This window comes from Butyrivibrio sp. AE3003 (assembly GCF_000686065.1).
In the GTDB taxonomy this organism is placed as follows: Bacteria; Bacillota; Clostridia; order Lachnospirales; family Lachnospiraceae; genus Butyrivibrio; species Butyrivibrio hungatei_A.
Map to the genome: position 1 here is coordinate 601,393 of NZ_JMLX01000001.1, position 21,656 is coordinate 623,048.

Genomic DNA, 21,656 nt, shown 5'->3' on the forward strand with positions numbered 1-21,656 from the left:
GAGGGGTGCTTATGTCACAGATCATTATTTCCGTCGGACGTGAATTTGGTAGTGGCGGACGAGTTATTGCAGAAAAAATAGCGGAAAGATTTAATCTTCCTTTGTATGATCGTCATCTTATTACGGAGATTGCCGGGAAGATGGGGATGACATTTGAGTCTGTGGAGAAATACGACGAAGTACCAAAGAATGTGTTCGTATCAAGAAGGATAAACGGATACAGCAATTCCATCGAGGATAACATTGCAGAGATGCAGTTTGATGTTATGGAGGAAAAGGCAAAGAGCGGAGAGTCCTTTGTTGTTGTCGGCAGATGCTCTGAAACAAAGCTGAAAAAATATCCGGGACTGATCTCATTCTTTATCCTTGGCGATATGGATAAGAAGGTTGAGCGTGTCATGGAAGTTTACGGACTTGATGAAGATGACGCGACCAGATTTATACTTAAGAAGGATAAAAAGAGAAAGCGTTATCACAATTATCATTGCCAGGGTAAATGGGGCGATTCAAGATTGTATGATTTCTCAATTAACAGCTCGAAACTGGGGATTGATGAGACGGTAGATATAATTGAAGGGTATATAAGAGCCCGCATTGCAAAAATGGACTGAGAGTGCGTATAATGCATAAATATGAAAGGTGCAGAGGAAGTGAAATAACCTTTGCACCTTTTCTTAATTAAATAGGAGAGTCGCAAGCGACTCTCCGGTTGTTCTAATTGTGCGCGTAATCGCGATATGATCAGACTAACTCAGCAATATCAAGAAGGAGACGCTCTGTGTCTTCCCATCCAAGGCAAGGATCTGTGATTGACTTACCGTAGATGCCTTCACCGATCTTCTGGCAACCTTCCTCGATGTAACTCTCGATCATGACACCCTTAACAAGGTTCTTGATATCGTTGTTGTGGTTTCTTGAGTGAAGAACCTCTTTAACGATTCTGATCTGTTCCTTGAACTGCTTGTTTGAATTGTTGTGGTTTGCATCAATGATGGCAGCAGGGTTAACGATGTTTCTTGAGTTATAAAGCTGTAAAAGAAGGCTGAGATCCTCATAGTGATAGTTAGGGATCGACTGGCCGTGCTTATTGTTGGAACCTCTGAGTACGCAGTGCGCAAGAGGGTTACCGTTTGTCTTAACTTCATAGCCTCTGTAAACGAAAGAGTGAGACTGCTGAGCTGCATATACTGAGTTAAGCATTACACCGAGAGCTCCACTTGTAGGGTTCTTCATTCCTGCGGGAACGTCGAATCCGCTGGCTGTCATACGGTGCTCCTGATCCTCTACAGAACGTGCACCGATTGCAACGTATGAAAGGATATCAGCGATGTAGCCCCAGTTCTCGGGATAGAGCATTTCATCGGCAGCAGTAAGACCGGATTCCTGAATGGCCTTGATCTGCATATGTCTCATGGCAATGAGACCTGCGCGGAAATCTGTCTTTCCTTCGGGATCGGGCTGGGAAGTGATTCCTTTATAGCCTTCACCTGTTGTACGAGGCTTGTTAGTATAGATTCTGGGAATAAGGATAAGCTTATCTTTAACCTTATCGTTAAGGTTTCCAAGGCGTGAAACGTAGTCGCATACGGCATCCTCGTTGTCTGCAGAGCAGGGACCAACGATAACAAGAAATTTATCACTTTTACCTGTGAAAACGTCACTGATCATGGCATCTCTTTCAGCCTTGAGAGTGGCAAGTTCTTTTGTTAAAGGAAATTCATCCCTTATCTCATCGGGGGTGGGTAATTTCTGTATGTAATCAAATGACATCAATATGTCCTCCATGAATAAATATTCGAATGATACTATAGCACTTTAAACTGTAAAAGTAAACCTTTATTTACTTGTTTTTAGTTATTATATCAAGTTCGTCAATAGTTAAATTATAAAGCGCGGCTATTTTGCCGTTAATTTCAGCCATATAGCGCGAAGGATCGTTCGAATCGAGAATTTTTTTCGCAAGTTCTGATATTTCCCTTTCTGTGGCAGAATCGCATTTTGCGATAGGGAGCCTCTCAATCTCAGACCTAAGAACCTTCATATTCTTGCAGGTGTGAGAGTAGTAAAAAGATATCACGGGCGAATTAAGGATTGCAAGTATATATAGTGCGCTGTAGCCTGGAACCTTTGGAATCAGTATATTTGCGCTGTTAAGTGAAAGGCGCTGCCTGTTGTCATATGCAAAGACCGGCGTATTCGAGATAAATTTGTACAGGAGTTTTTCTTTTGCCCTGTACATGTTTTCGGGAGCTACCTGCTGGAATTTTGACGGTTCGTACTTTATAAAGTTGGTGATCTTCTTTATTGCATATTTATCAATATCGGAGCCCTTTATGATTTCTTCAAAGCCCGCATTTTTAACGGGAGATAAAAGAGCTTTGTTTGCGCCCGTAACGATCCCTAAGGCGAACTCGCTGTTTCCTTTTAGCGTGAAATGATCGCTCTTATCGATCTTATCAAGTATCTTTTTTTCGGCATCGTCAGATAGCATGTGAAAAGAGCTTGTATCAAGGCTTTTGCACATAGTTTCAAAGCTTTTTACAAGTATCAGTCTTTCGGGGAAAAGATTCTTTGCCGGATTGAAAGTGTTCTTTGATGAAAGACTCTTTTTGTAAAAAGCGACTTTGGTCGTATGACTTTTACCGGCATGCGTCTTAAGCGTAAGGAGTATGCAAGGGCACTGAACCTTATCAAATATCTCGCCCATATAATAAAGGTAGGAGATGTGCGCCTTTTTGGCGATGATGCTTCTTATATTCTCATGTGCTCCGGCGCCCAGAAGTGTTTCGGGGAGTACAAAAGACATGGTTCCTCCGTCCGATAAAAGGCTCAGAGCTCTTTCCGTGAAGATAGAAAAAGACTCGGGATTTCCCGATACGCGCGCACATTTATAGGATTCGCTCAAAGTCCTTATTTCGTCCTTGCTGTAAGAGTAGCCCCAGGGCGGATTTCCGATTATATGGTCAAATTCCTGCGTAGATGCGCCTTTTTTGGAAGGCATAAGGAAATCATCGGCTTTGATGTTATTAAATAATATATCGAGATCGTCGTTATCTTTAATGCCGTATTTGACTGCGAGGTTTATCCTTGCAATGGCAGCAGCCGTGCCGTCTATGTCGTATCCATAGATGTTCGAAAGCGGAATATCTTTTGGGAGTCTTAAAAGGAAGTTGCCAGTTCCGCAAGACGGATCGCAGATTGTTTCGGCTTTGCCCGCATGCAGGTTTTCTATGCATTTATCTACAACAAAGAAAGGTGTGTAGTATGCGCCCGATGCTTTCTTTGTCTTAAGCGAGCGAAGCGAGATGTAGAGCATGCCGAGTGTATCTTCACCCTCCGTATATTTGAGCGGATAGTCTTTTAATATTGATGTAAGGCGTGAGAAAGAATCGCCTGTTTCATTATGTAAAGGGGAGATAAGTCTTTTTTTACCCGAATTATCAAGTGAAAGAGTATCAAGAAAAGACCTTCCGTAGTAGGCAAGGATTGAAAGAAATTCATTCTCGGTAAGGGCATTATCTTCACCAAGGGTCTTTATTACGGAACATATCGTATCGTAATTTATCGACGCTTTGCTGATATATGACTTTGGGATGAAACGGCCGTTTGCGGTACTCTTGTTTCTTCTGCGCTTTAGAAGGTCGGAGCCATCAAGGTTTTCTTTAAGATTTAGAACGGTTTCTTTATTAAGAAGATATGTCTTAGAGGCTTTTGTGGCTGAGAGCTTTTGAAGCTTTATCCAGTTTTTTTACCGTCGCTGAAGAAATGCCCAATATTTCGGCAGTTTCGTCAATTGAGATCATATCCTTTTTGATAGAAGTTTGTTCTTGTCTGTCCATAGAAACAATTATCGAGGGAATGCGAATTTTTTTCAAGAGCGGATTACGGTATATATATGCATATATGAGGAATATTGAATAAATGATGAATATATGTGCAAAATATGTGTTAAACTGAGTTTGTGTGGGTATCATCTGATGGTGAAACTGCGAAGAAAATAATTTCAAAATTTTTTATGAGAGGCATCTTAAATGGATAGAACCAAAAGTATTGTAAGAACAAGTATTATAGGAATTGCGGCAAATATTTTGCTGTCGGTGTTTAAGGCATTTGTGGGAGTATTGTCACATTCGGTTGCGATAACGATGGATGCCGTCAATAATCTGAGTGATGCTTTTTCATCGGTTATAACGATTGTGGGAGCAAAACTTTCGGCAAGAGAGCCCGACAGGAAGCACCCTTACGGCTACGGAAGGATAGAGTATCTTTCGGCGATGGTGATTGGAATTATTATTCTGTACGCCGGAATTACTTCTTTTACCGAGTCTGTAACTAAGATAATTCATCCTGAGACGCCTGACTACGGGACGCCTGCACTTGTTATCGTGTCGGCTGCGATCGTTGTGAAGATCGTGCTTGGATTATATACCAAGAAGATGGGAGAGAAGGTTGATTCGGATTCGCTTGTCGCATCGGGAAAAGATGCGCTCAATGATTCTATTATCTCGGCAGCTACGCTTATTGCGGCGATTATCTTTATCACAACGGGATTTAGTATTGAAGCGTACATCGGAGTTGTGATCTCTTTTATCATTATAAAGACGGGATTTGAGACGCTTCGCGATACCGTGAGCATGACTCTCGGAGAGAGGATTACGCCTGAACTTACAAAGAAGGTAAAGTCCAGTATAAACGAGCTTGAAGAAGTTAGAGGAGTGTACGATCTTATTATTCACAATTATGGCTCCGAGAAGCTTATAGGTTCAGCACATGTGGAGATTCCCGATACGCTTTCCGCTGTTGAGATCGATGCGCTCGACAGGGTTATCGCCAAGAAAGTGTTCATCGATACGGGAATTATGATGGGGGGAATATCTGTTTATTCAACAAATACAAGTGATTCTGTCGCTGTAGAGGCGCACAAGAAGATTTCGGCACTTGTCAGCGATTACGATGAAGCTTTGCAGATTCACGGCTTTTACATGAATCACAAGACAAAAGAGATAAGGTTTGACCTTGTTATCGATATAGAGGCGAAGAATAAGAGAGAAGTTCTTTCCAAGGTTTCAAAGCGTGTTGAGGAGATGTACCCCGAGTATGTTGTGGAAGTCCTTATGGACTATAATTTCTCGGATTAAAAGGCAAGAATAAAACATTTTTTTCTAAGACAAGGAGGGTTACTTATGCTCAATTATGTTCACGAGATTCCGACGAAGCTTTATTTTGGCAAAGGGCAGATCAGTCATCTTGATGAGATCCTAAGATCTCTCGGGAAAAAAGTTCTTTTGACCTATGGCGGAGGTTCTATCAAGAAGATGGGGCTTTACGACACTGTTATCGACATTCTGAAAAAGGGCGGATTTGAAGTTACGGAATTATCCGGAATTGAGCCGAATCCGCGTATTGAATCGGTTGAAGAGGGCGTTAGGCTCTGCAAGGAGAACAATATTGATGTGATCCTTGCTGTTGGAGGAGGAAGCACGATCGATTGCTCCAAAGCGATTGCTGCCGGAGTATTCTATGACGGCGACTTATGGGATATGGTTGCGTCTTATCATGGCACGTTAAAGGCGCTTCCGCTAGTCGATATCCTTACGCTTAGTGCGACGGGATCTGAGTATGACGGCGGCGGTGTTATAACCAATCTTAAGACTCATGAAAAGATTGGAAACAGTTATACATATCCTTACGCATCTATCTGCGATCCGACTTATACCTTCTCGGTTTCAAAATACCAGACGGCATCGGGAACTGCGGATATAATGAGCCATATTTTCGAAGGATATTTCTCGCGTACCGAGGACAGCGACCTTTCGGATCATATTGCCGAGGGGGTTCTTAAGACTGCAATTAAATATCTTCCCGTTGCTCTAAAAGAACCTGACAATTACACGGCTCGTGCAAATCTTATGGCTATTTCATCGGTTGCCTGCTCAGGCATTCCGCAGTATGGAAAGCAGGATACAGGCTGGCCGTGTCATGCGATGGAACATGAATTGTCGGCGTTCTATGACATCACGCATGGAATTGGCCTTGCAATACTTACTCCGCGCTGGATGCGCTTTATATTGGAAAAAGATCCTTCATGTACCTGGAGATTTGTTCGTTTTGCAAAGAATGTGTGGGGGCTTGACGGTGATGATGAAAAAGCTCTTGCAATCGCGGGAATTGAAAAACTCGAAGAATTTTTTGCGCAGTCGGGTATTCCTAAAAATCTTACAGAGCTTAAGATAACAGATGAACATTTTGAAGAGATGGCCGCGCATGCAAATGACGGAAATTACTTAAAGGATGCTTTTGTTGCGCTTACGAATGAAGATATTGTCGAGATATATAAGGCTTGTCTGTAAGAGCTGATTTAAATATTTTGATTTTAAATGGCGTGTAAAAAAAGAACAAAGAGTCTTTATCGGGACTCCTTGTTCTTTTTGTTGCACAAGACCGGCAAGCGAATGGATGCTTGCATGTAAATTCATTTGCCGGTCGTAGATGCTCCTTCATAATCTTATTAAGATGTAATTTTTATATTATCACTCGAGGTTGAGGCTTTTGTTAGTAATCTTTATAGTTGCAACACAGAAGCCTATAAAAAGAATGATCGCGCAGATAATGTTAGCGGGACAAACCACATCGTCATAATCCCACCACCAGGTGCCGCGTTTCATTTGGTGCATTTGCATGTTGTAAAAAAAGAGGGTCATTGAAGCTATGGCAATTCCTATATAGCTAAGTACAGTGACATGTAGCTTGTGTTTGCGGCATAGTTGTCCGATGCTGAGGCAAAAGAAAAAAAGCCATGATCTGAACGAAAATTTCAAATATAATAAATAATATGTCAAGCGCAAACAGTACAAGTCCGGGTAAATAGGCACTTACAGAGAGCTTTTCATAATGAGGATCAAATAATCTTTCGGCAACAGAAAATCCAAAGGTTCCAATGAATATCGATGGAATAATAAATATTAAAGCCCATATGTATGTGACCAGCATTTTTGAACTCACAATTTCTGTTGTTTTTGCCGGAAGAGTGAATGATAGATATCCTTGTGTCAGGTATATCGTTTTGTAATAGTATCTGAGCATATATATTGTTGCAAGCGTAGCTAAAACAAGAATTGCTAAAAGAGCTATTGTCTGTATATTGGTCATTGTAAAATAAATAGGAGGTAAATTATCACTGTGTGTCTGAATGAGGCCCGATTCCAATTTTTCTGTTTGAGCGTTATCTATTTTATTTGTGAAAGCATTGGTAATTACTATTATGATAGTCAGTAAAAATGTAAATAATATTATCCCTGTCATTACCGGTCTTGTTCTTTTTAAGTCATAAGCTATAAGTTTCTTTAACATCTGTATACCTCCCTGAATAGTGCATCAACCGATTTGCCGTTTTCGACTCTTATGTCATCGATAGGTTTATAAAGCCTGATATTGCCGTCTTGCAAGAAAATTGCTTCGTCCAGCACCGGCTCCACATCGCTGATCAGGTGAGTAGCGATAATAAGGGAGGCGGACGGTTCAAAATTACTTATGATAGTACGCAATATATAATCTCTGGCAGCAGGATCTACGCCTGCGATAGGTTCGTCAAGAATATAGAGCTTGGCTTTGCGGCTCATTACAAGGATAAGCTGAACTTTTTCCTTATTTCCCTTAGAAAGAGTCTTAATCTTATTCTTTGGATCTATATTGAGACTTGAAAGCATCTCTTCAGCTCTTTTCTCGTCAAAATCATCATAGAAATATTTAAACATGTCGATAGCGGATCCGACTGTCATAGATTCATCAAGATAGGTTCTATCGGGAAGATAGGACACAATAGCTTTACTCTTTGGACCGACCGGATTGCCGTCAACAAGAACAGAACCGCCTGTTGGTTGCAATAAACCGCATATTATCTTTATAAGCGTTGTTTTTCCGCTTCCGTTTGGGCCTAGAAGTCCGATAATATGTCCAGGCTCAATTGAAAGATTTATATCATTCAGAGCCGTTTTTTTACCATATTTTTTGTGTAGCCCCTGTATTTCTAACAGATTACTCATACTTTTCTCCTTCTTTAAATGTGTTTATCAATTCTTTTTGTCTGTGTACTGTTTTACCAGTTTTAAGATTTCTTCTTTGGTAAATCCGAGCTTTTCCATGCTTTTGAAGAAATTTTCTATCTGTACATCAACGAGTGATATTCTCATATTTTTAATCATGTTGTCATCCTCCGTAATAAAACGACCGCTTGTCCTTTCTGAGTGAACAAGTCCCGTAGCTTCAAGATCACTGAGCGCCTTTTGCATTGTGTTTGGATTGACTCCGGCTTCAGCGGCAAGGTCGCGAACACTTGGCAGTTTATCACCGGGTTTGTATAAACCTGAAATAATATCAGTCTGTAGATGATCAATAATCTGGACAAAGATAGGAGCGTCCGAATTAAGATTCCATGGCATAGTGAGTCTTCCTTTCTGAAAAAAATATATTGTATTACTGTACTAGATGCATAATACAATAATACAGTAACCCGAATGAGGGTATTTGTCAATGTTTTTTATTGAATAGTAAATTTTTTTTGAAATTTACTATTTCGCGAGCCAAATGTTTTGATTTCTTTTATATGATGCAATGTGGTATTATCAAGGAGATAATTTGTAATAATGGAGGGAAAACAATATGGGAATTAATTCAATAGATGCAGAAGACGATCAGTTTGCATATCGTTATGATACACAGCTTCTTATAGACAGACGCGATAAAGATCTCGACGAGGATGAGATAGCTGATTATATTACAGAGAATTTTGAGGGCAACAGCCTGATCGCGGCAGGAGATGAGGATCTTGTAAAGATTCATTTTCATACAAACGAGCCGTGGAAGGTTCTCGAGTATTGCAACAGTGTAGGTGAGATCTACGATATCGTTGTTGAAGATATGATAAGACAGGCCAACGGGCAGCAGGGATAAGATTGCGGAAGAATTGATCATTGTACTGTTTCATCCATAATTAGCAATATACTGCACAATTTGAATGAAGATGAGCAAGACAGTACACCAATAAACACAGGTCGAAAGTTTTATTGATGAATAGCAATTATGGCTACTTAAATGATTTCCGGGAGAGCAGTGTGAAGAGCGAATATAAGACTAAACCAAGAAATCTTATCATAGAATATCTGAAGGATAATGCGGATACAAGATTTACGGCAAGGGACATACTTAATGCCGTTAAGGGTAAAGGTGACGGTTTGGACAGATCTACTGTTTACCGCAATCTTGAGAGACTTAGTAAGGAAGGCAAGCTTGTCAAATACAAGGAAGCCGATGTAAATGCTACATGCTATCAGTACTCTGAAGAGCACGAGTCATGCTGTGAGCACATGCACGCCCAGTGCTCGGTGTGCGGGAAGATTTTTCATCTTGATAATAAGATATTTAAGAGCGCAGCCAAAAAGATGATGGATGAATATGGAATTGAGATTGATTACGGGAAGAGCGTGATCATGTGTATTTGTGATGAATGCAGAAACGTAGGGATGTCAGAACATGAAGTTTAAGAATGCATGACTTGGCACTTTCGGTATATTGCATATGAAATTGAAAAATCGAAGGATTATAAATATGAAAAACGCATTATCTTGGCTGTTAATTTTGTTAAATGCGATTAGCTGCCTATGCCTTACTTATAGCAGTTATTTGTTTCTTTTCGGAGGCACTATAGTTGATGCACCAAATGCAATGCTGCCGATGGAAAGATGGGAAAGAGGAGGTTGGCTACTTACTATTGAAATGATTCCGCTAATAATAGCAAACATCTTAGGTTATGGATATATTCAATTTGGAAATAAGAAAAACAGAATGCTTATCTTCATTCCCTCTGTTATCTGCATGATTTTAGTAGCATGCTTTTGGGGGAGGGGAATAATATAACTTCAAATTTGCACGAATGACCTCTATCCCGGAATGTGATAGTGTTTCAAACATTAATCAGAAAGGCTGCCGGGATACGATTGAGAATAATTACAATTGTTTTACAATAAGCTATTTATAGACGTAAGATCACGGACCTCTGAACTCAAAATGAGCTCGGGGGTTCTTTTTTTGTAAAAAATTGAGAGTGCCAAATTAAGTGTGTAAGTTTTTACAGCGGCGTATCATATTGACACGCCGTGTATTATAGAATTATAATGATTTGCAATTGTGTTGCATATTCAAAAAGGAGCGGGAATGGAAACAGCGGTACATATTTTTGCAGGGTTCCTTGATAGTGGTAAGACTACGGCTTTACAGGGGACTTTATTAAGAAAAGAAGATGTCGCAAAACGTTCTGTAGTCATATGCACAGAAGAAGGCGAGGAAGAGTACGATATTGATGCTCTTAAAGATAGGGGAACAAGCCTTGTCACAATTGAAGAAGAGGATGAACTGACTGAAGACTTCCTTGAGGAAATAAAGAAGGTTCATAATCCGGAAGTCGTATATATCGAATTTAACGGAATGTGGGATCTTAAGGCGTTTGTCAGAAAAGATCTGCCGGAAGGCTGGTATCTTTCAAATGTTTTCAGTCTTGTAGATGCGAACACTTATGATATGTACCTGATGAACATGCGTCAGACTATCATGAATCCGCTTAGTGTTTCGGATGTGATCCTTTTTAACAGGTGCGATGAAAGTTTCAAAAAGAGTGACGTAAGGCGTTCAATAAAAATCCTGAACAATTTGGCTGAGGTTTATTTTACAAAGCCGGACGGAAGTATAGATTTTGCAAATGAAGAGTTTTCTGTTCCGGAGAAGGACGGAATACTTGATGTTACCGACAAGTTCTTTTGCCCGTGGTTTATTGACTGCATAGAAGATACCGACAAATACTATGGGAAAACGGTCAGGTTCACGGCTCTCATAACAGGCGGGAACGGACTTGGAAGTAATCAGTTTTATGCGGGGCGTTATGCTGCTATATGTTGTGCAGAAGATGCGCAGTATATCGGATTTGTGGCAAAGTACGATGGTGAGATCCCCAAAAACGGCGACTGGGTGATACTTGAAGCAAGGAATGCCAAGGGGCAGAGATCGGACAATAAGCTTGTTATTCTTCTGGTGGTCAATAAGCTTACCAAAATAGAAGCACCGGAAGATAGATTTTTATATTTTTGAAGAAGTGAATGGAGAAATGCAATGTCAAAGAGAGAAGTACCTATAGTTGTTATCACAGGATATCTGGGATCGGGCAAGACAACCCTGATGCAGAATATTCTTAAGCAGGAAAAGAGAAAGATCGCGCTTATCGTAAACGACATGGGAAGCGTTAATATAGATGCGTCGATACTAAATAAATCGGGAAACAAGCTTCTTCAGGTTGAGATGGTTGAGATGCAGAACGGATGCATCTGCTGTACTTTGAAGGATGAGTTTATGGCTGAGATAGAGCGCTTGTCTGCAGATAAGTCAATTGAGGCTATATTTGTTGAGGCGTCCGGAATCAGTGAGCCCTCATCAATTGCGGGTGCGTTCATAAATTACGAAGAGATGACTCCCGACACAAGAGTATACCTTAAGGCGGTTGTGTCTGTGGTTGATGTTGACAGGATATACCGTGAGTTCCTTCATAACCTCACTTCCGAGGAGGAGAACGACGACGGAGACATCATCAACCTCATCATGGATCAGATTGAATTCTGCAATCTCATGATACTTAATAAGACAGATCTTTTGACCGAAAGCGAGCTTTCAGAGGTAAAAGCGGGACTTCGCAACATTCAGCAGGAGGCGGAGATGATAACTGCCGTGCACGGCGACGTTGACCTTGATGTTATCCTTAACAGACCTGACCTTGATTATGAAGAGGTAGAGGCCTACAGTGCAGTGCAGAAGGCGCTCAACAACTGCGAACATGACGATGAGAAAGCGTGCGTCGATGAGTACGGAATTTCTTCATTTGTTTTTGAGGAAAAGAAACCTTTTAACCGTGAGGCTTTCAACAAGCTTGTAATGGACTATCCCGAGACGCTTATCAGAACCAAAGGTTACATCTGGTTCAGCGATGACTGGGATCACATCCAGCTCTTCGAGCAGGCCGGAAGAAACGCTTCCATAACCGAAATGTCCGAGTGGGTATCCGCTTGGCCCGAAGAAGAACTCGCACCTGTATTAAAAGACTTCCCCGATCTTACTGATGACTGGGATGAAGTGTACGGTGACAGAGGCAACCAGGTCGTGTTCATCGGCAAAGGGTATGAGAAGGCAGAGATTGTGAAGCTTTTGTATGATTGTATAGACGAGAAGTAAAGATGAGTGGAGCAGCTATTCGAGGGGATAGCTGCTTTTTTCAATTAATATATTCTATATTTTGTATATTAAAAAGAAAATGAAAGTATGTTGTATCGCACATTTGTACGCGTCTCAGGGCACTGAGTGTGGTATAATTATAAGTATTCATTGATGAAAGAGGGTTTACAAAAATATGATTACCGGAGATTTAAAAAATAAAATTGATAAAATATGGGAAACTTTTTGGACGGGCGGAATTACCAATCCGCTCGATGTCATAAAGTAGATAAAATGCTTGTGAAAATACCTGAACTAGAATATCAGGAAGAATATATTATTTTTGTAGAACAAGTCGACAAATCAAAAGTTACAGTACAGAAATCATTGGATGAAACAAGGAAATTATTTGATAGTTTAATGCAGGAGTATTTTGGATAAATGGCAAGAAAAAGAGAATTACCTATAACTTCATCTGCGGCTGAGTATCTTACTTATATTGCATCTACGGGAGATATTCCCGAGAGTTTTGAAATGCGATATGAGGATGAAAATATTTGGCTTACTCAAAAGATGATGGCTTCGCTTTATGAAGTTGATGTTAGAACAATAAATGCTCATATACAGAAGATATATAGCGATGATGAGCTGAGTAAGGAGGCAACTATCCGAAATTTTCGGATAGTTCAAACTGAAGGAAACAGGCAGGTTCAGAGAGAGATTCTCAAAAACAATTCGCGATCCACTTTTACCATCGGTAACTTTGCTGCTTCAACAAGGACTGTTTCAAATTCAATTTTTTCCATAATCAATCTCCTTTACTGAAATAAGCACCTCTATATGCCATAATTATCAATGATTCATCCTCTAGAACTTATTATAACGGGAAAAGAATGGGAAAAACAGCGGAAAACAGGCGAATTTATGCTTTCCGCTGTTTTTTGCGATTGAACTTTTTATTTTTCAACTGATTCCTGACCGATAAGAATTCCTACGCGCAGTGCTTCTTCAGATTCTTCTCTGGAAATAGCATCGTACATGCCAAGAAGAGTCACAAGAGTATCACACTGATCTAAAGTAAGCTCCCTCCTAAAAGCAGCGAAGAGACTGTTGGCGGCTGAAACTTTCTGTCTGTATTCTTCTGAGCATAAGTAGGAATCCATAGCTTCATCATAGGATTCAGTAATATTCCGGTTTGTGACGGTTACATCCATTTTTGCATCCTCCTGTCGTGTTTTTAATATGTCGATTCAATAAGTTAATATTGGAAAGATATATTAAATCCATCTTCGGAGGCACTTTTATTGTGTGTTCCCTTTAAATATACATCCCGGATATTTGAGCTGTTATTCTCGTAGAAGGATAGCAGAGAACTTATAAACGGGATGAGATTAAGGGCTGTTGTTCTTGCCCGGGAAACAAGAAATCTACTAGAACTGAGGCATTTCCTGATGAATCTTTTGATAGTGGAAAAAATTTGTGATCTAAAAGAGTGCATAGTACCACGGATCACACCGGCCAGAATAGCGGCAACTTGGCAAATAGTTTTTTTGCAAGAATCTATTGCGGGCTTAATGATCCTGTGAAGGGCTCGGATTGTTTCTGACAGATCGAGTTGCTTTATGCGGATTTCTTTGGTAACAGTTGTGTCGATAATACCATTGCTGTCATTGAATTCTAAGTGTCCATCCATCATCTATAGTCTCACCTCTTTTCCCGGATAGATTTTTTGTTACCAATTTCATACAAGGTTATGCTGCTATAAATATGTCGACAGTTATGGGGTAACTCCCATTATTGCATTTACTAAATCGGCTTTCTGTTTTGGTGTCCAGTACTTGGCATTTCGTGCGATGGCACGTTGAGTCCGGTAAAATTCCAGCTCGGAATCATTTTCTTCTGTGCTGATTCCAAGTAGGTATCCGGCGTCTACATGAAGGGCAGTAGCAAGGCTTGCTATAACAGGCCCTTTCGGAATACGATCTCCGCTGATATATCGGGACATTGATACATAAGTTATTCCGACTTTGTCGGCAAGCTCTTTCTGTGTGAGTCCGTTTTGCTTCAATAAATCAGAGATACGCGTTCCTAATTCGTTGCTCATAGTTTACATCCTCTCTAATTTTAGATTTACGCTACGTTGTTGTGAGATACGACGTAGTCATCATGCGACATTTCACAAAAGAAAGTGAAAGTTCATTTACCAAATGTATAATACGAATTACCGTTTGTGTCAATGAGAGTTATTAATGGAAAATGGTAGATGGAGGATAAATTAAGGTTTTGCTAAAAGATAAATGGGATAGATTGTTTCCAAATGTATAATTTGTGCCGGCTATTGAAGGTGCTGTTGTTTAATGAAAAGTTGTCGGTTCCACAGGTGACTTGTGTTATTCTAGTAGTAATTGGAATTGCGGGATTTAAGATTTTTGAAAAAGCAATTTGATTCGTAGGATTTGGAAGATGTAAAAGATGAGTCAAAGATGGATTGAAACAGCGGGAAGTGGTGAATCTATGATTTTTGCTGTCGAAAATAAGGTATGTGTTTAAATTATTACAGCGGATAATACTTTTTTATAAAATTCGCTGTTGAAAAGCAAATTTTCGTCTTATTTATTGCAGCGTGAAATGAAAGTTTTAATATTTCGCTGTGTTTTTTATTGGAGTTTATGATTGTTGTATGAAAGGTGACGAGGGAGCATGATGATTGGTGAAAAAACGGTAATAAAGCGATTGGCGATGATAATCTTGATAACAGGTCTTATATTTACAGGATGTGGGCAGGCGGCCCCAAAAGACGCGGATGTCAGCACTGAAGAGTCGAATGTCAGCACCGGAGAGGCGGATGCCAACATTGGAGAGTTGGATGCAAACGTCGAAAAGACGGCTGCAAATATTGAAGAAACGAGTGAACAGAGCGCGAGTGTAGAAAAAACGGAGGAAGAGGACATGGCGGCAACATTACTTTACCAGGGACATGGTAGTGTAAGAATCGTTACGAGTGAAGGAAAAGTAATCTATATAGATCCGTTTATGGGGGAGGGTTATGACCTTCCGGCAGACCTTATACTCATGACACATGGACATTACGATCATACGAAGGAAGATCTGATTGCCGGTAAGAATGAAGGTTGCACTGTCATTAAATGGTCGGATGCTCTCAAAGATGGTGAGTATCAGACTTATGGTCTTGGCTTTGTATCCATTGAGACGGTGGAAGCCGGATATAACAAGAATCACGATGTTTCGGAATGCGTCGGGTTTATACTTACATTTTCAGATGGCGTTAAGGTATATTTTTCCGGCGATACATCAACGACACCTTCTATGGCAGGATTTAAAGAAAAGGAACTTGATTATGCTTTTTTATGCTGCGACGGAGTCTATAATATGGATGTTTCTGAAGCTTCGGAGTGCGCAAAGGCTATAGGTGCTAAGCATACAATACCTTACCACATGGAGCCGGCAAAAGATAAAAGCGGTTTTGACATGAGTGTTGCTGAGAGTTTTGATGCACCCGGGAAGATAATACTTAAACCGGGAGAAGAGCTTGTTCTGGAATAGAGAAAGAGGAAAAATATGCAAACATCGGAAAGCTTTCGACTAAGCGCACTGTTATCTTTTTCAGGGGGATTGCAGGATGCGTACACATATAATGTAAGAGAGAGGGTTTTTGCAAATGCCCAGACCGGTAATGTTGTTTTGATGAGTCAAAACTTCATGCAGGGGAATTATATGCAGGGATTTCAATATATGTGCCCGCTTCTTTCATTTGCCCTTGGGATATTTGTGGCAGAGAGGATAGAAAACAGATACAAGAACGCAGAGAAGCTTCATTGGAGACAGATCATTATCATAATTGAGATGATAGCTCTTTTTGCTGTCGGATTTCTTCCGGCGAAGTTGAACATGATAGCAAATATGATTGTCTCTTTTTCCTGTGCTATGCAGGTGCAGACATTTAGAAAAGTTCATGGGTTCGGCTATGCGAGTACGATGTGCATAGGGAACTTAAGAAGCGGTACGGAAAGCTTTTCGCAGTATATGAGGACGAAAGATAAAGCTATGCTGTTTAAGTCGCTTCATTTCTTTGGTATTATCCTTGTTTTTGCCATTGGAGCCGGATTCGGCGGAGTGATCTCTGCGACGCTCGGGATAAAGACGATATGGATATCCGGCGGTTTATTGTTGGCTGTATTTCTGATGATGTTAAAAGGAAGGTGCTGATGGAAAGAAAATCTATTCTGATCAAGGACACAACAAAAGAAGAGAGGGAACAGATAGTAAAGAATTCCCTCGATTGTGGCGGAGGCTGCGAAAACTGTTCATCTTGCTGGCTTGGTGGCGGAAGTCCGTGGGACATTTATCAGGACTATATTGATGGCAAGAAAGAAATTCGTGAGATAAACATGGAGTATATGGAGAAGTATCGCCAGGATAGGCAGATTCATTGAGAGGATTTTTGAATTATGGGAAATGCACCGGAGATAAAAGACTCTACGGTTGAAGAACGAAGAGCATATATAAAAGAGAGATTCCCTTGCATTGCAGACTGCGATATGTGCGGGCTCTGCAAAGTGTTCCATGGGAAAGACGCTGAGACGGCGTATGCAGATTATATTAATGGGGATAGGGATTTTGCAGAAGTGTCGGGGGATTATAGATGAGAATAAAGAGACGATAGAAAAATCCATTGACGGCGGAGAGGCATATAGGATTGTAGAAGAAGGTCGAAATGTTGGTGGTGTGATCATAAAGGTTGAGGGAAACAAGTGGGATCTTGATATTCTTTTTGTTACGCCTAAGGGTCACAGCAAGGGAATAGGATATGCCGCTTGGTGCGAGGTTGAGAAACTGCATCCTGAGGTGCGAATTTGGGAAACGGTTACTCCGTATTTTGAAAAAGAGGAATATCCATTTCTACGTGAACAGATGCGGATTCCATATAGTGGAGTTTTATAACAGTCATCATCCGGATCCGAATGATCCCGAAATGGCAGAGCAGCAAAAGCTTGATAGCTATTTGTGCTTTTTGAATTATTAAGTCATATTTTCAAAGAATTTATCAAGATCCATTGCGCCATAAGGTATACGGACAATTTCAACGCGCTCATTGGTTTCATCTACAATGTATAGAACAACGTAATTGTCAACGTTCAATCGGCGCATACCAAGGCTTGCCCAAGGTTCATAAGGAACAGAAGGATTTCTTTTGGGAAATTTATCAAGCTTCTTTATTGCTTCACGAATTCGGTTCACTTGACCTTCTGCATTATCTCTTGATCCTAGGTTATATGCGATGTGCATGAATAAATTGCGAAGATCGTCCTTGGCTTCATCAGAGTAGCTAACATAGTAATTGCTCATATACCAAATTCCTCGGCGAGCATACGATCAACATCTTCGACAGAATGAGTGCGACCATTTTTGATGGAATCTATACCTTTTTGTAGTTCTGCATCAAACTCTGACTTTGTTATGCCTTGAGCAGAAAAGTGGTTTACTTCCGGAAGTTTTGACTGGAAAGGCATTCCTTTAACAAGCACAATCTGGCTGTAAAGCATTTTTATAGCTTCAGAAGGAGAAATTCCCAGCTGAGCAAGAATTCCTTCAGCGTTTTCTTTGAGCCCTGTATCAATACGAGCATAAACTGGGGCTGTATTTGCCATAAAATCACGCTCCTTTCATTTCTTTTCTTTGTTAATTATAGTATAGTGCATAATGCAAGTAGTTGCAAGCAAATGCAAGCACTAATGAGCTTTGTTTCGTGTCCACTTTTATTGACTAGTACAAAAATGTGAAAAAACTGTAAAAAGTCCCTCATAAAATGTGTAAGAATACCCCAAAAGTGCCTCATAAAATGTGAAAGGTGAGTTGAAACTGCCTCATATTTTGTGATAACATTTTCTTGGAGGTAGGAATATGTACTACAGAAGAAAGATTGATGATTATTTAAACAGTTGGAAAGCGGATCCGGCTCATAAGCCTCTTATTGTAAAAGGAGCAAGGCAGATTGGAAAGACAGAATCCATCATGCATTTTGCTAATGATAATTATGAGAATGTTATATATATAAATTTCGTGCTTGAGAAAAAATACATGCAGATACTGGCAGATGGTTATGATGTTGAGAGTGTCATTAAGAACATTTCTTTGGCTAACCCATCTTTTAAGTTTGTTCCGGGCAAAACTATAATTCTTTTTGATGAAATACAAGAGAATCCTGATGTTGCTACAACACTTAAGGCTTTTAAGATAGATGGAAAATATGATGTTATCTGCAGCGGTTCAATGTTAGGAATCAATTATAAAAAGATTCATAGTAATAGTGTTGGTGCTAAGACCGACTATGAAATGTATTCGATGGACTTTGAAGAATTTCTATGGGCAAAAGGATACAGTCAGGAGCAGATTGATTCCATTTTGCATCATATGCTGGAAAATAAGCCATTTAATGAAAATGAATTATCTATTTTCAAACGTTTATTCCTGGATTATTGTGTACTCGGTGGTATGCCTGATGTTGTAAAGTTATATATTGAAACAGGGACATTCTCAGGAACGCTTGATGTACAGGAACAGATCAGGCTGGATTATGAGGAAGATGTGCGAAAGTATGCAGAGGGCCTTGATCAGACAAAAATCATAAGCGTATATAGAAGTGTTCCTGCACAACTTGCAAAAGAAAATAAAAAGTTTCAGTTCAATAAGATTGAGAAAAACGCCAGATCAAGAGAATATACCGGTTGTATAGAATGGCTTATTGATGCCGGTGTTATAACAGAGTGTAATTGTCTGCAATTTCCTGAACTTCCGTTAAAAGGCAACATAGAGGAAAGCAAATATAAGTTATATTATCCTGATACCGGATTATTGGTTTCTGCATTAGATGAAGAGGCTCAGGAGGATCTTAGAGTTAACAAAAACCTTGGCGTGTATAAAGGTGCTCTTTACGAAAACTTTGTAGCAGAAGCTTTTGTGAAGCAGGGATTAGGCCTTTATTACTATAAGAAAGATAATTCTACGTTAGAGGAAGATTTTTTTGTAAGAACTCAAAACGATCTTATTCCTGTAGAGGTTAAGTCCAATAATGATAAGTCAAGATCATTGTCTTCGATGATAAAAAATGAGAATTACAGTGATATTTCATATGGGATAAAACTTGGAGATTTTAATGTCGGACATGCAAACGACATATATACTTTCCCATATTTCTGCGCATTCAAGATGAAGGAATATCTAAAGAAAAAAGATTTGTAAATCAAATAACAACACTTATATAGATTGATACCGCGGGACGCCATTTTTTTGATAGAGACGATGGAAGAGGATAGTGAGTAATGGTAAAAAATATTGTTAGAGATCCGATGTTCTTGCAGCAGAAGTCAGAGCCTGCAACAGAGGCGGACAAGCAGGTGATTCACGATCTCCTTGATACGCTGAGAGCAAATCAGGACAGATGTGTTGGCATGGCGGCAAACATGATCGGCGTAAAGAAAAGAATTATCGTAGTAGCTATGGGACCGTTTCATTTTGCTATGGTCAATCCGGTTATTACTAAGAAGAGCGGTGAATATCAGACAGAAGAGAGTTGTCTGTCTCTTGAGGGAGTAAGACCCTGCACCAGATATAAAGAGATTGAGGTTGATTACCTCGACCAAGATTTTAAACCTCAGCATGGAAAGTACAAAGATTTTACTGCGCAGATTATTCAGCATGAGATAGACCATTTTGAAGGGGTGCTGATATGAGAAAGTGTCGTGTGATATCAGACTTGGAAAAATGTAAATCAATCTATAGGCAATATAACTATAAATTTACTGCCATTGCCAGGTTCACACTTCACTGTTATAGTGCCGTAGTGAGCCTGGACGATGGCTTTTGTTATTCTTGGGTGGCAAAATAGTTATTGGTTGGCAACCATATCACAAAAATATTTATGAATATGTAGAGAGTCATTAAGCTCAGGATGAAATGCAGTTACCAGTTGATTTCCTTGTCTTGCGGCAACTATGTGACCATCAACTGTAGCAAGTGGTCTTGCTTTTTCTGAAACTGCTTTGATGTAAGGAGCTCTGATAAATGTCATAGGAACAGTACCAATTCTCTCAAAATCAGCCTCAGTGTAAAAGCTTCCAAGCTGTCTGCCATAGGCATTTCTTTCAGCTACGATATCCATAGTCTGTAAGTAACTGCGGTCATCATTATTTATTTTATCTGCTAAAAGTAGCAATCCTGCGCAGGTGCCAAATACAGGTAGTCCGTTTTCAATCATTTTCTTTAATGGCTCAAAAAGTCCTAGTTCCTTAAGGAGCTTTCCCTGCACGGTACTTTCTCCGCCGGGAATAATTAAGCCATCAAAATCTTTTTCCAAATCTTTTTGTTGTCGGATTTCTATAGTGGATACACCAAGCTTTGAAAGTATTTTTTCGTGTTCTATAAAGGCTCCCTGTAGGGCAAGTACAGCGATGTTCATCTTATTTACCCCTTTCAGCCATAAGCAAATCAATTTCCTGTTCGTTAATTCCCACCATTGCTTCACCTAAATCTTCTGATAGTTCTGCAAGCATTTTTGCATCTGTAAAATTGGTGACTGCTTTAACAATTGCGGCTGCTCGTTTTGCAGGATCTCCTGATTTGAAAATACCAGAGCCTACAAAGACTCCTTCGGCACCAAGCTGCATCATAAGTGCTGCATCTGCAGGAGTAGCTACGCCACCGGCTGCAAAATTTACAACAGGAAGTTTGCCATTTTCATGAACGTATTGAACAAGCTCGTAAGGGACTGCCAATTCTTTTGCAGTATTGAAAAGCTCATCCTTTGACATTGAACTGATACGTCTGATTTCAGATTGCATTAAGCGCATATGCCTGACAGCTTGAACGATGTCACCTGTTCCCGGTTCACCTTTTGTGCGAATCATTGATGCACCTTCATTTATTCTGCGAAGGGCCTCACCTAAATCCTTGGCACCGCATACGAATGGTACATCAAATTTTGTTTTATCAATGTGATATTTATCGTCGGCAGGAGACAAAACTTCTGATTCATCGATGTAATCTATTTCAATAGCCTGAAGAATTTGGGCTTCTGCGAAATGTCCGATACGGCATTTTGCCATTACAGGAATTGAAACTGCATCCTGAATACCTTTTATCATTTTAGGATCACTCATACGGGAAACGCCACCGGCTGCGCGAATATCAGCAGGGATTCTTTCTAGTGCCATTACAGCGCAGGCACCAGCAGCTTCGGCAATTTTGGCCTGTTCTGGAGTAGTTACATCCATGATGACTCCACCCTTTAACATCTGTGCGAGATTCTTGTTTAATTCATAACGATTATTCAACATTTTATTTTTCCTCCTTGATTGTTGAGAAAATTATAGATTATAATTGCATATATTAAA

General features: G+C 40.0%; 28 protein-coding genes. 16 read left to right on the forward strand and 12 right to left on the reverse strand.

Annotated elements, in window-relative coordinates; translation table 11 throughout:
- The first annotated feature begins 11 nt into the window (after positions 1 to 11).
- Positions 12 to 611: a cytidylate kinase-like family protein gene (locus CD00_RS0102875; RefSeq protein WP_026654540.1), complete on the forward strand. Its 600-nt coding sequence runs from the start codon at positions 12 to 14 to the stop codon at positions 609 to 611.
- Between the two features lie 130 nt (positions 612 to 741).
- Here CD00_RS0102875 and CD00_RS0102880 read toward each other — a convergent pair whose 3' ends face one another.
- The 3 genes from CD00_RS0102880 to CD00_RS20345 all read right to left on the reverse strand — a co-directional run bounded on the left by CD00_RS0102880 (position 742) and on the right by CD00_RS20345 (position 3,839).
- Positions 742 to 1,770 (reverse strand): 3-deoxy-7-phosphoheptulonate synthase, encoded by a 1,029-nt coding sequence (locus CD00_RS0102880; RefSeq protein WP_026654541.1) that lies wholly within the window; start codon positions 1,768 to 1,770, stop codon positions 742 to 744.
- 70 nt (positions 1,771 to 1,840) lie between these two features.
- On the reverse strand, positions 1,841 to 3,316 hold the full coding sequence (locus tag CD00_RS0102885; RefSeq protein ID WP_026654542.1) for a TaqI-like C-terminal specificity domain-containing protein: 1,476 nt from the start codon (positions 3,314 to 3,316) through the stop codon (positions 1,841 to 1,843).
- Positions 3,317 to 3,701: 385 nt separating this feature from the next.
- Positions 3,702 to 3,839 carry a hypothetical protein gene (locus CD00_RS20345; RefSeq protein ID WP_207640440.1) on the reverse strand — a complete coding sequence of 46 codons (138 nt, stop codon included), beginning with the start codon at positions 3,837 to 3,839 and terminating at the stop codon, positions 3,702 to 3,704.
- A gap of 192 nt (positions 3,840 to 4,031) precedes the next feature.
- Between CD00_RS20345 and CD00_RS0102890 the strand changes: the two genes are divergently transcribed.
- Both CD00_RS0102890 and CD00_RS0102895 read left to right on the forward strand, forming a co-directional pair.
- Entirely contained in the window at positions 4,032 to 5,138 is a 1,107-nt protein-coding gene (locus CD00_RS0102890; protein ID WP_026654543.1) for a cation diffusion facilitator family transporter, read from the forward strand.
- A gap of 45 nt (positions 5,139 to 5,183) precedes the next feature.
- A complete protein-coding gene (locus CD00_RS0102895) occupies positions 5,184 to 6,350 on the forward strand; it encodes an iron-containing alcohol dehydrogenase (protein ID WP_026654544.1) in 1,167 nt (388 codons plus the stop codon).
- 376 nt (positions 6,351 to 6,726) lie between these two features.
- Here CD00_RS0102895 and CD00_RS0102900 read toward each other — a convergent pair whose 3' ends face one another.
- From CD00_RS0102900 to CD00_RS0102910, 3 genes are read right to left on the reverse strand one after another with little or no spacing between them, the layout of a single operon-like run.
- Positions 6,727 to 7,350 carry a hypothetical protein gene (locus tag CD00_RS0102900; protein ID WP_026654546.1) on the reverse strand — a complete coding sequence of 208 codons (624 nt, stop codon included), beginning with the start codon at positions 7,348 to 7,350 and terminating at the stop codon, positions 6,727 to 6,729.
- Entirely contained in the window at positions 7,344 to 8,042 is a 699-nt protein-coding gene (locus CD00_RS0102905; RefSeq protein ID WP_026654547.1) for an ABC transporter ATP-binding protein, read from the reverse strand. Before CD00_RS0102905 ends, CD00_RS0102900 begins: the two co-directional genes overlap by 7 nt.
- A 27-nt stretch (positions 8,043 to 8,069) precedes the next feature.
- Positions 8,070 to 8,438 carry a GntR family transcriptional regulator gene (locus tag CD00_RS0102910; RefSeq protein WP_026654548.1) on the reverse strand — a complete coding sequence of 123 codons (369 nt, stop codon included), beginning with the start codon at positions 8,436 to 8,438 and terminating at the stop codon, positions 8,070 to 8,072.
- A 220-nt stretch (positions 8,439 to 8,658) separates the two neighbouring features.
- Between CD00_RS0102910 and CD00_RS0102915 the strand changes: the two genes are divergently transcribed.
- The 6 genes from CD00_RS0102915 (at position 8,659) to CD00_RS0102945 (ending at position 13,071) form a co-directional block, all read left to right on the forward strand.
- Positions 8,659 to 8,949: a hypothetical protein gene (locus CD00_RS0102915; protein ID WP_026654549.1), complete on the forward strand. Its 291-nt coding sequence runs from the start codon at positions 8,659 to 8,661 to the stop codon at positions 8,947 to 8,949.
- A 161-nt stretch (positions 8,950 to 9,110) separates the two neighbouring features.
- Positions 9,111 to 9,539, forward strand: coding sequence for a Fur family transcriptional regulator (locus CD00_RS17010; RefSeq protein ID WP_051594064.1), 429 nt, complete (start codon positions 9,111 to 9,113; stop codon positions 9,537 to 9,539).
- A 64-nt stretch (positions 9,540 to 9,603) separates the two neighbouring features.
- Positions 9,604 to 9,912, forward strand: a complete 309-nt coding sequence (locus CD00_RS0102925; RefSeq protein WP_026654550.1) for a hypothetical protein — start codon at positions 9,604 to 9,606, stop codon at positions 9,910 to 9,912.
- A 297-nt stretch (positions 9,913 to 10,209) separates the two neighbouring features.
- Entirely contained in the window at positions 10,210 to 11,136 is a 927-nt protein-coding gene (locus CD00_RS17015; protein WP_051594065.1) for a TIGR03943 family putative permease subunit, read from the forward strand.
- A 21-nt stretch (positions 11,137 to 11,157) separates the two neighbouring features.
- Positions 11,158 to 12,267 (forward strand): CobW family GTP-binding protein, encoded by a 1,110-nt coding sequence (locus CD00_RS0102935; RefSeq protein ID WP_026654551.1) that lies wholly within the window; start codon positions 11,158 to 11,160, stop codon positions 12,265 to 12,267.
- Positions 12,268 to 12,687: 420 nt separating this feature from the next.
- Positions 12,688 to 13,071 carry a hypothetical protein gene (locus tag CD00_RS0102945; protein ID WP_026654554.1) on the forward strand — a complete coding sequence of 128 codons (384 nt, stop codon included), beginning with the start codon at positions 12,688 to 12,690 and terminating at the stop codon, positions 13,069 to 13,071.
- Between the two features lie 131 nt (positions 13,072 to 13,202).
- On the opposite strand, the gene CD00_RS0102950 is transcribed toward CD00_RS0102945, so the two are convergent.
- Together CD00_RS0102950 and CD00_RS0102960 are read right to left on the reverse strand one after the other, a co-directional pair.
- Entirely contained in the window at positions 13,203 to 13,460 is a 258-nt protein-coding gene (locus CD00_RS0102950) for a hypothetical protein (protein WP_026654555.1), read from the reverse strand.
- A 563-nt stretch (positions 13,461 to 14,023) separates the two neighbouring features.
- Complete coding sequence (locus tag CD00_RS0102960; RefSeq protein WP_026654557.1) at positions 14,024 to 14,350, reverse strand: helix-turn-helix domain-containing protein; 327 nt, start codon at positions 14,348 to 14,350, stop codon at positions 14,024 to 14,026.
- Positions 14,351 to 14,946: 596 nt separating this feature from the next.
- Between CD00_RS0102960 and CD00_RS0102965 the strand changes: the two genes are divergently transcribed.
- The 5 genes from CD00_RS0102965 to CD00_RS17020 are packed head-to-tail and all read left to right on the forward strand — an operon-like array spanning position 14,947 to position 17,208.
- Positions 14,947 to 15,810 (forward strand): MBL fold metallo-hydrolase, encoded by an 864-nt coding sequence (locus CD00_RS0102965; RefSeq protein ID WP_242838905.1) that lies wholly within the window; start codon positions 14,947 to 14,949, stop codon positions 15,808 to 15,810.
- A gap of 15 nt (positions 15,811 to 15,825) precedes the next feature.
- Positions 15,826 to 16,473 carry a YoaK family protein gene (locus CD00_RS0102970; RefSeq protein ID WP_026654562.1) on the forward strand — a complete coding sequence of 216 codons (648 nt, stop codon included), beginning with the start codon at positions 15,826 to 15,828 and terminating at the stop codon, positions 16,471 to 16,473.
- A complete protein-coding gene (locus tag CD00_RS0102975; protein ID WP_022779824.1) occupies positions 16,473 to 16,700 on the forward strand; it encodes a hypothetical protein in 228 nt (75 codons plus the stop codon). The genes CD00_RS0102970 and CD00_RS0102975 overlap by 1 nt, the downstream gene beginning before the upstream one ends.
- A gap of 15 nt (positions 16,701 to 16,715) precedes the next feature.
- The gene (locus tag CD00_RS0102980; RefSeq protein ID WP_026654563.1) at positions 16,716 to 16,913 is read left to right on the forward strand and encodes a hypothetical protein; all 198 of its coding nucleotides are present in this window, start codon (positions 16,716 to 16,718) and stop codon (positions 16,911 to 16,913) included.
- Positions 16,885 to 17,208: a hypothetical protein gene (locus CD00_RS17020; RefSeq protein ID WP_242838906.1), complete on the forward strand. Its 324-nt coding sequence runs from the start codon at positions 16,885 to 16,887 to the stop codon at positions 17,206 to 17,208. Before CD00_RS0102980 ends, CD00_RS17020 begins: the two co-directional genes overlap by 29 nt.
- 78 nt (positions 17,209 to 17,286) lie before the next feature.
- On the opposite strand, the gene CD00_RS0102990 is transcribed toward CD00_RS17020, so the two are convergent.
- Both CD00_RS0102990 and CD00_RS0102995 read right to left on the reverse strand, forming a co-directional pair.
- Positions 17,287 to 17,613, reverse strand: a complete 327-nt coding sequence (locus CD00_RS0102990) for a type II toxin-antitoxin system RelE/ParE family toxin (protein WP_026654565.1) — start codon at positions 17,611 to 17,613, stop codon at positions 17,287 to 17,289.
- Positions 17,610 to 17,915 carry a type II toxin-antitoxin system RelB/DinJ family antitoxin gene (locus tag CD00_RS0102995; protein WP_026654566.1) on the reverse strand — a complete coding sequence of 102 codons (306 nt, stop codon included), beginning with the start codon at positions 17,913 to 17,915 and terminating at the stop codon, positions 17,610 to 17,612. The genes CD00_RS0102990 and CD00_RS0102995 overlap by 4 nt, the downstream gene beginning before the upstream one ends.
- Before the next feature lie 253 nt (positions 17,916 to 18,168).
- Between CD00_RS0102995 and CD00_RS0103000 the strand changes: the two genes are divergently transcribed.
- Positions 18,169 to 19,506, forward strand: coding sequence for an ATP-binding protein (locus CD00_RS0103000; RefSeq protein ID WP_026654567.1), 1,338 nt, complete (start codon positions 18,169 to 18,171; stop codon positions 19,504 to 19,506).
- Between the two features lie 80 nt (positions 19,507 to 19,586).
- Entirely contained in the window at positions 19,587 to 19,997 is a 411-nt protein-coding gene (locus CD00_RS0103005) for a peptide deformylase (RefSeq protein WP_026654568.1), read from the forward strand.
- 155 nt (positions 19,998 to 20,152) lie between these two features.
- Here the strand turns inward: CD00_RS0103005 and pdxT are convergent, their stop codons facing one another.
- Together pdxT and pdxS are read right to left on the reverse strand one after the other, a co-directional pair.
- Positions 20,153 to 20,722: a pyridoxal 5'-phosphate synthase glutaminase subunit PdxT gene (gene pdxT, locus CD00_RS0103010; protein ID WP_026514803.1), complete on the reverse strand. Its 570-nt coding sequence runs from the start codon at positions 20,720 to 20,722 to the stop codon at positions 20,153 to 20,155.
- Between the two features lies 1 nt (position 20,723).
- Complete coding sequence (pdxS, locus tag CD00_RS0103015) at positions 20,724 to 21,599, reverse strand: pyridoxal 5'-phosphate synthase lyase subunit PdxS (RefSeq protein ID WP_026654569.1); 876 nt, start codon at positions 21,597 to 21,599, stop codon at positions 20,724 to 20,726.
- Positions 21,600 to 21,656: the final 57 nt, after the last annotated feature.

Excerpts from the sequence above, each read along its gene's own strand:
- CD00_RS0102875 (WP_026654540.1), top strand. The coding sequence starts at position 12 with ATGTCACAGATCATTATTTCCGTCGGACGTGAATTTGGTAGTGGCGGA.
- CD00_RS0102880 (WP_026654541.1), bottom strand. The coding sequence starts at position 1,770 with ATGTCATTTGATTACATACAGAAATTACCCACCCCCGATGAGATAAGG.
- CD00_RS0102885 (WP_026654542.1), bottom strand. The coding sequence starts at position 3,316 with ATGCTCTACATCTCGCTTCGCTCGCTTAAGACAAAGAAAGCATCGGGC.
- CD00_RS20345 (WP_207640440.1), bottom strand. The coding sequence starts at position 3,839 with ATGGACAGACAAGAACAAACTTCTATCAAAAAGGATATGATCTCAATT.
- CD00_RS0102890 (WP_026654543.1), top strand. The coding sequence starts at position 4,032 with ATGGATAGAACCAAAAGTATTGTAAGAACAAGTATTATAGGAATTGCG.
- CD00_RS0102895 (WP_026654544.1), top strand. The coding sequence starts at position 5,184 with ATGCTCAATTATGTTCACGAGATTCCGACGAAGCTTTATTTTGGCAAA.
- CD00_RS0102900 (WP_026654546.1), bottom strand. The coding sequence starts at position 7,350 with ATGTTAAAGAAACTTATAGCTTATGACTTAAAAAGAACAAGACCGGTA.
- CD00_RS0102905 (WP_026654547.1), bottom strand. The coding sequence starts at position 8,042 with ATGAGTAATCTGTTAGAAATACAGGGGCTACACAAAAAATATGGTAAA.
- CD00_RS0102910 (WP_026654548.1), bottom strand. The coding sequence starts at position 8,438 with ATGCCATGGAATCTTAATTCGGACGCTCCTATCTTTGTCCAGATTATT.
- CD00_RS0102915 (WP_026654549.1), top strand. The coding sequence starts at position 8,659 with ATGGGAATTAATTCAATAGATGCAGAAGACGATCAGTTTGCATATCGT.
- CD00_RS0102925 (WP_026654550.1), top strand. The coding sequence starts at position 9,604 with ATGAAAAACGCATTATCTTGGCTGTTAATTTTGTTAAATGCGATTAGC.
- CD00_RS17015 (WP_051594065.1), top strand. The coding sequence starts at position 10,210 with ATGGAAACAGCGGTACATATTTTTGCAGGGTTCCTTGATAGTGGTAAG.
- CD00_RS0102935 (WP_026654551.1), top strand. The coding sequence starts at position 11,158 with ATGTCAAAGAGAGAAGTACCTATAGTTGTTATCACAGGATATCTGGGA.
- CD00_RS0102945 (WP_026654554.1), top strand. The coding sequence starts at position 12,688 with ATGGCAAGAAAAAGAGAATTACCTATAACTTCATCTGCGGCTGAGTAT.
- CD00_RS0102950 (WP_026654555.1), bottom strand. The coding sequence starts at position 13,460 with ATGGATGTAACCGTCACAAACCGGAATATTACTGAATCCTATGATGAA.
- CD00_RS0102960 (WP_026654557.1), bottom strand. The coding sequence starts at position 14,350 with ATGAGCAACGAATTAGGAACGCGTATCTCTGATTTATTGAAGCAAAAC.
- CD00_RS0102965 (WP_242838905.1), top strand. The coding sequence starts at position 14,947 with ATGATGATTGGTGAAAAAACGGTAATAAAGCGATTGGCGATGATAATC.
- CD00_RS0102970 (WP_026654562.1), top strand. The coding sequence starts at position 15,826 with ATGCAAACATCGGAAAGCTTTCGACTAAGCGCACTGTTATCTTTTTCA.
- CD00_RS0102975 (WP_022779824.1), top strand. The coding sequence starts at position 16,473 with ATGGAAAGAAAATCTATTCTGATCAAGGACACAACAAAAGAAGAGAGG.
- CD00_RS0102980 (WP_026654563.1), top strand. The coding sequence starts at position 16,716 with ATGGGAAATGCACCGGAGATAAAAGACTCTACGGTTGAAGAACGAAGA.
- CD00_RS0102990 (WP_026654565.1), bottom strand. The coding sequence starts at position 17,613 with ATGAGCAATTACTATGTTAGCTACTCTGATGAAGCCAAGGACGATCTT.
- CD00_RS0102995 (WP_026654566.1), bottom strand. The coding sequence starts at position 17,915 with ATGGCAAATACAGCCCCAGTTTATGCTCGTATTGATACAGGGCTCAAA.
- CD00_RS0103000 (WP_026654567.1), top strand. The coding sequence starts at position 18,169 with ATGTACTACAGAAGAAAGATTGATGATTATTTAAACAGTTGGAAAGCG.
- CD00_RS0103005 (WP_026654568.1), top strand. The coding sequence starts at position 19,587 with ATGGTAAAAAATATTGTTAGAGATCCGATGTTCTTGCAGCAGAAGTCA.
- pdxT (WP_026514803.1), bottom strand. The coding sequence starts at position 20,722 with ATGAACATCGCTGTACTTGCCCTACAGGGAGCCTTTATAGAACACGAA.
- pdxS (WP_026654569.1), bottom strand. The coding sequence starts at position 21,599 with ATGTTGAATAATCGTTATGAATTAAACAAGAATCTCGCACAGATGTTA.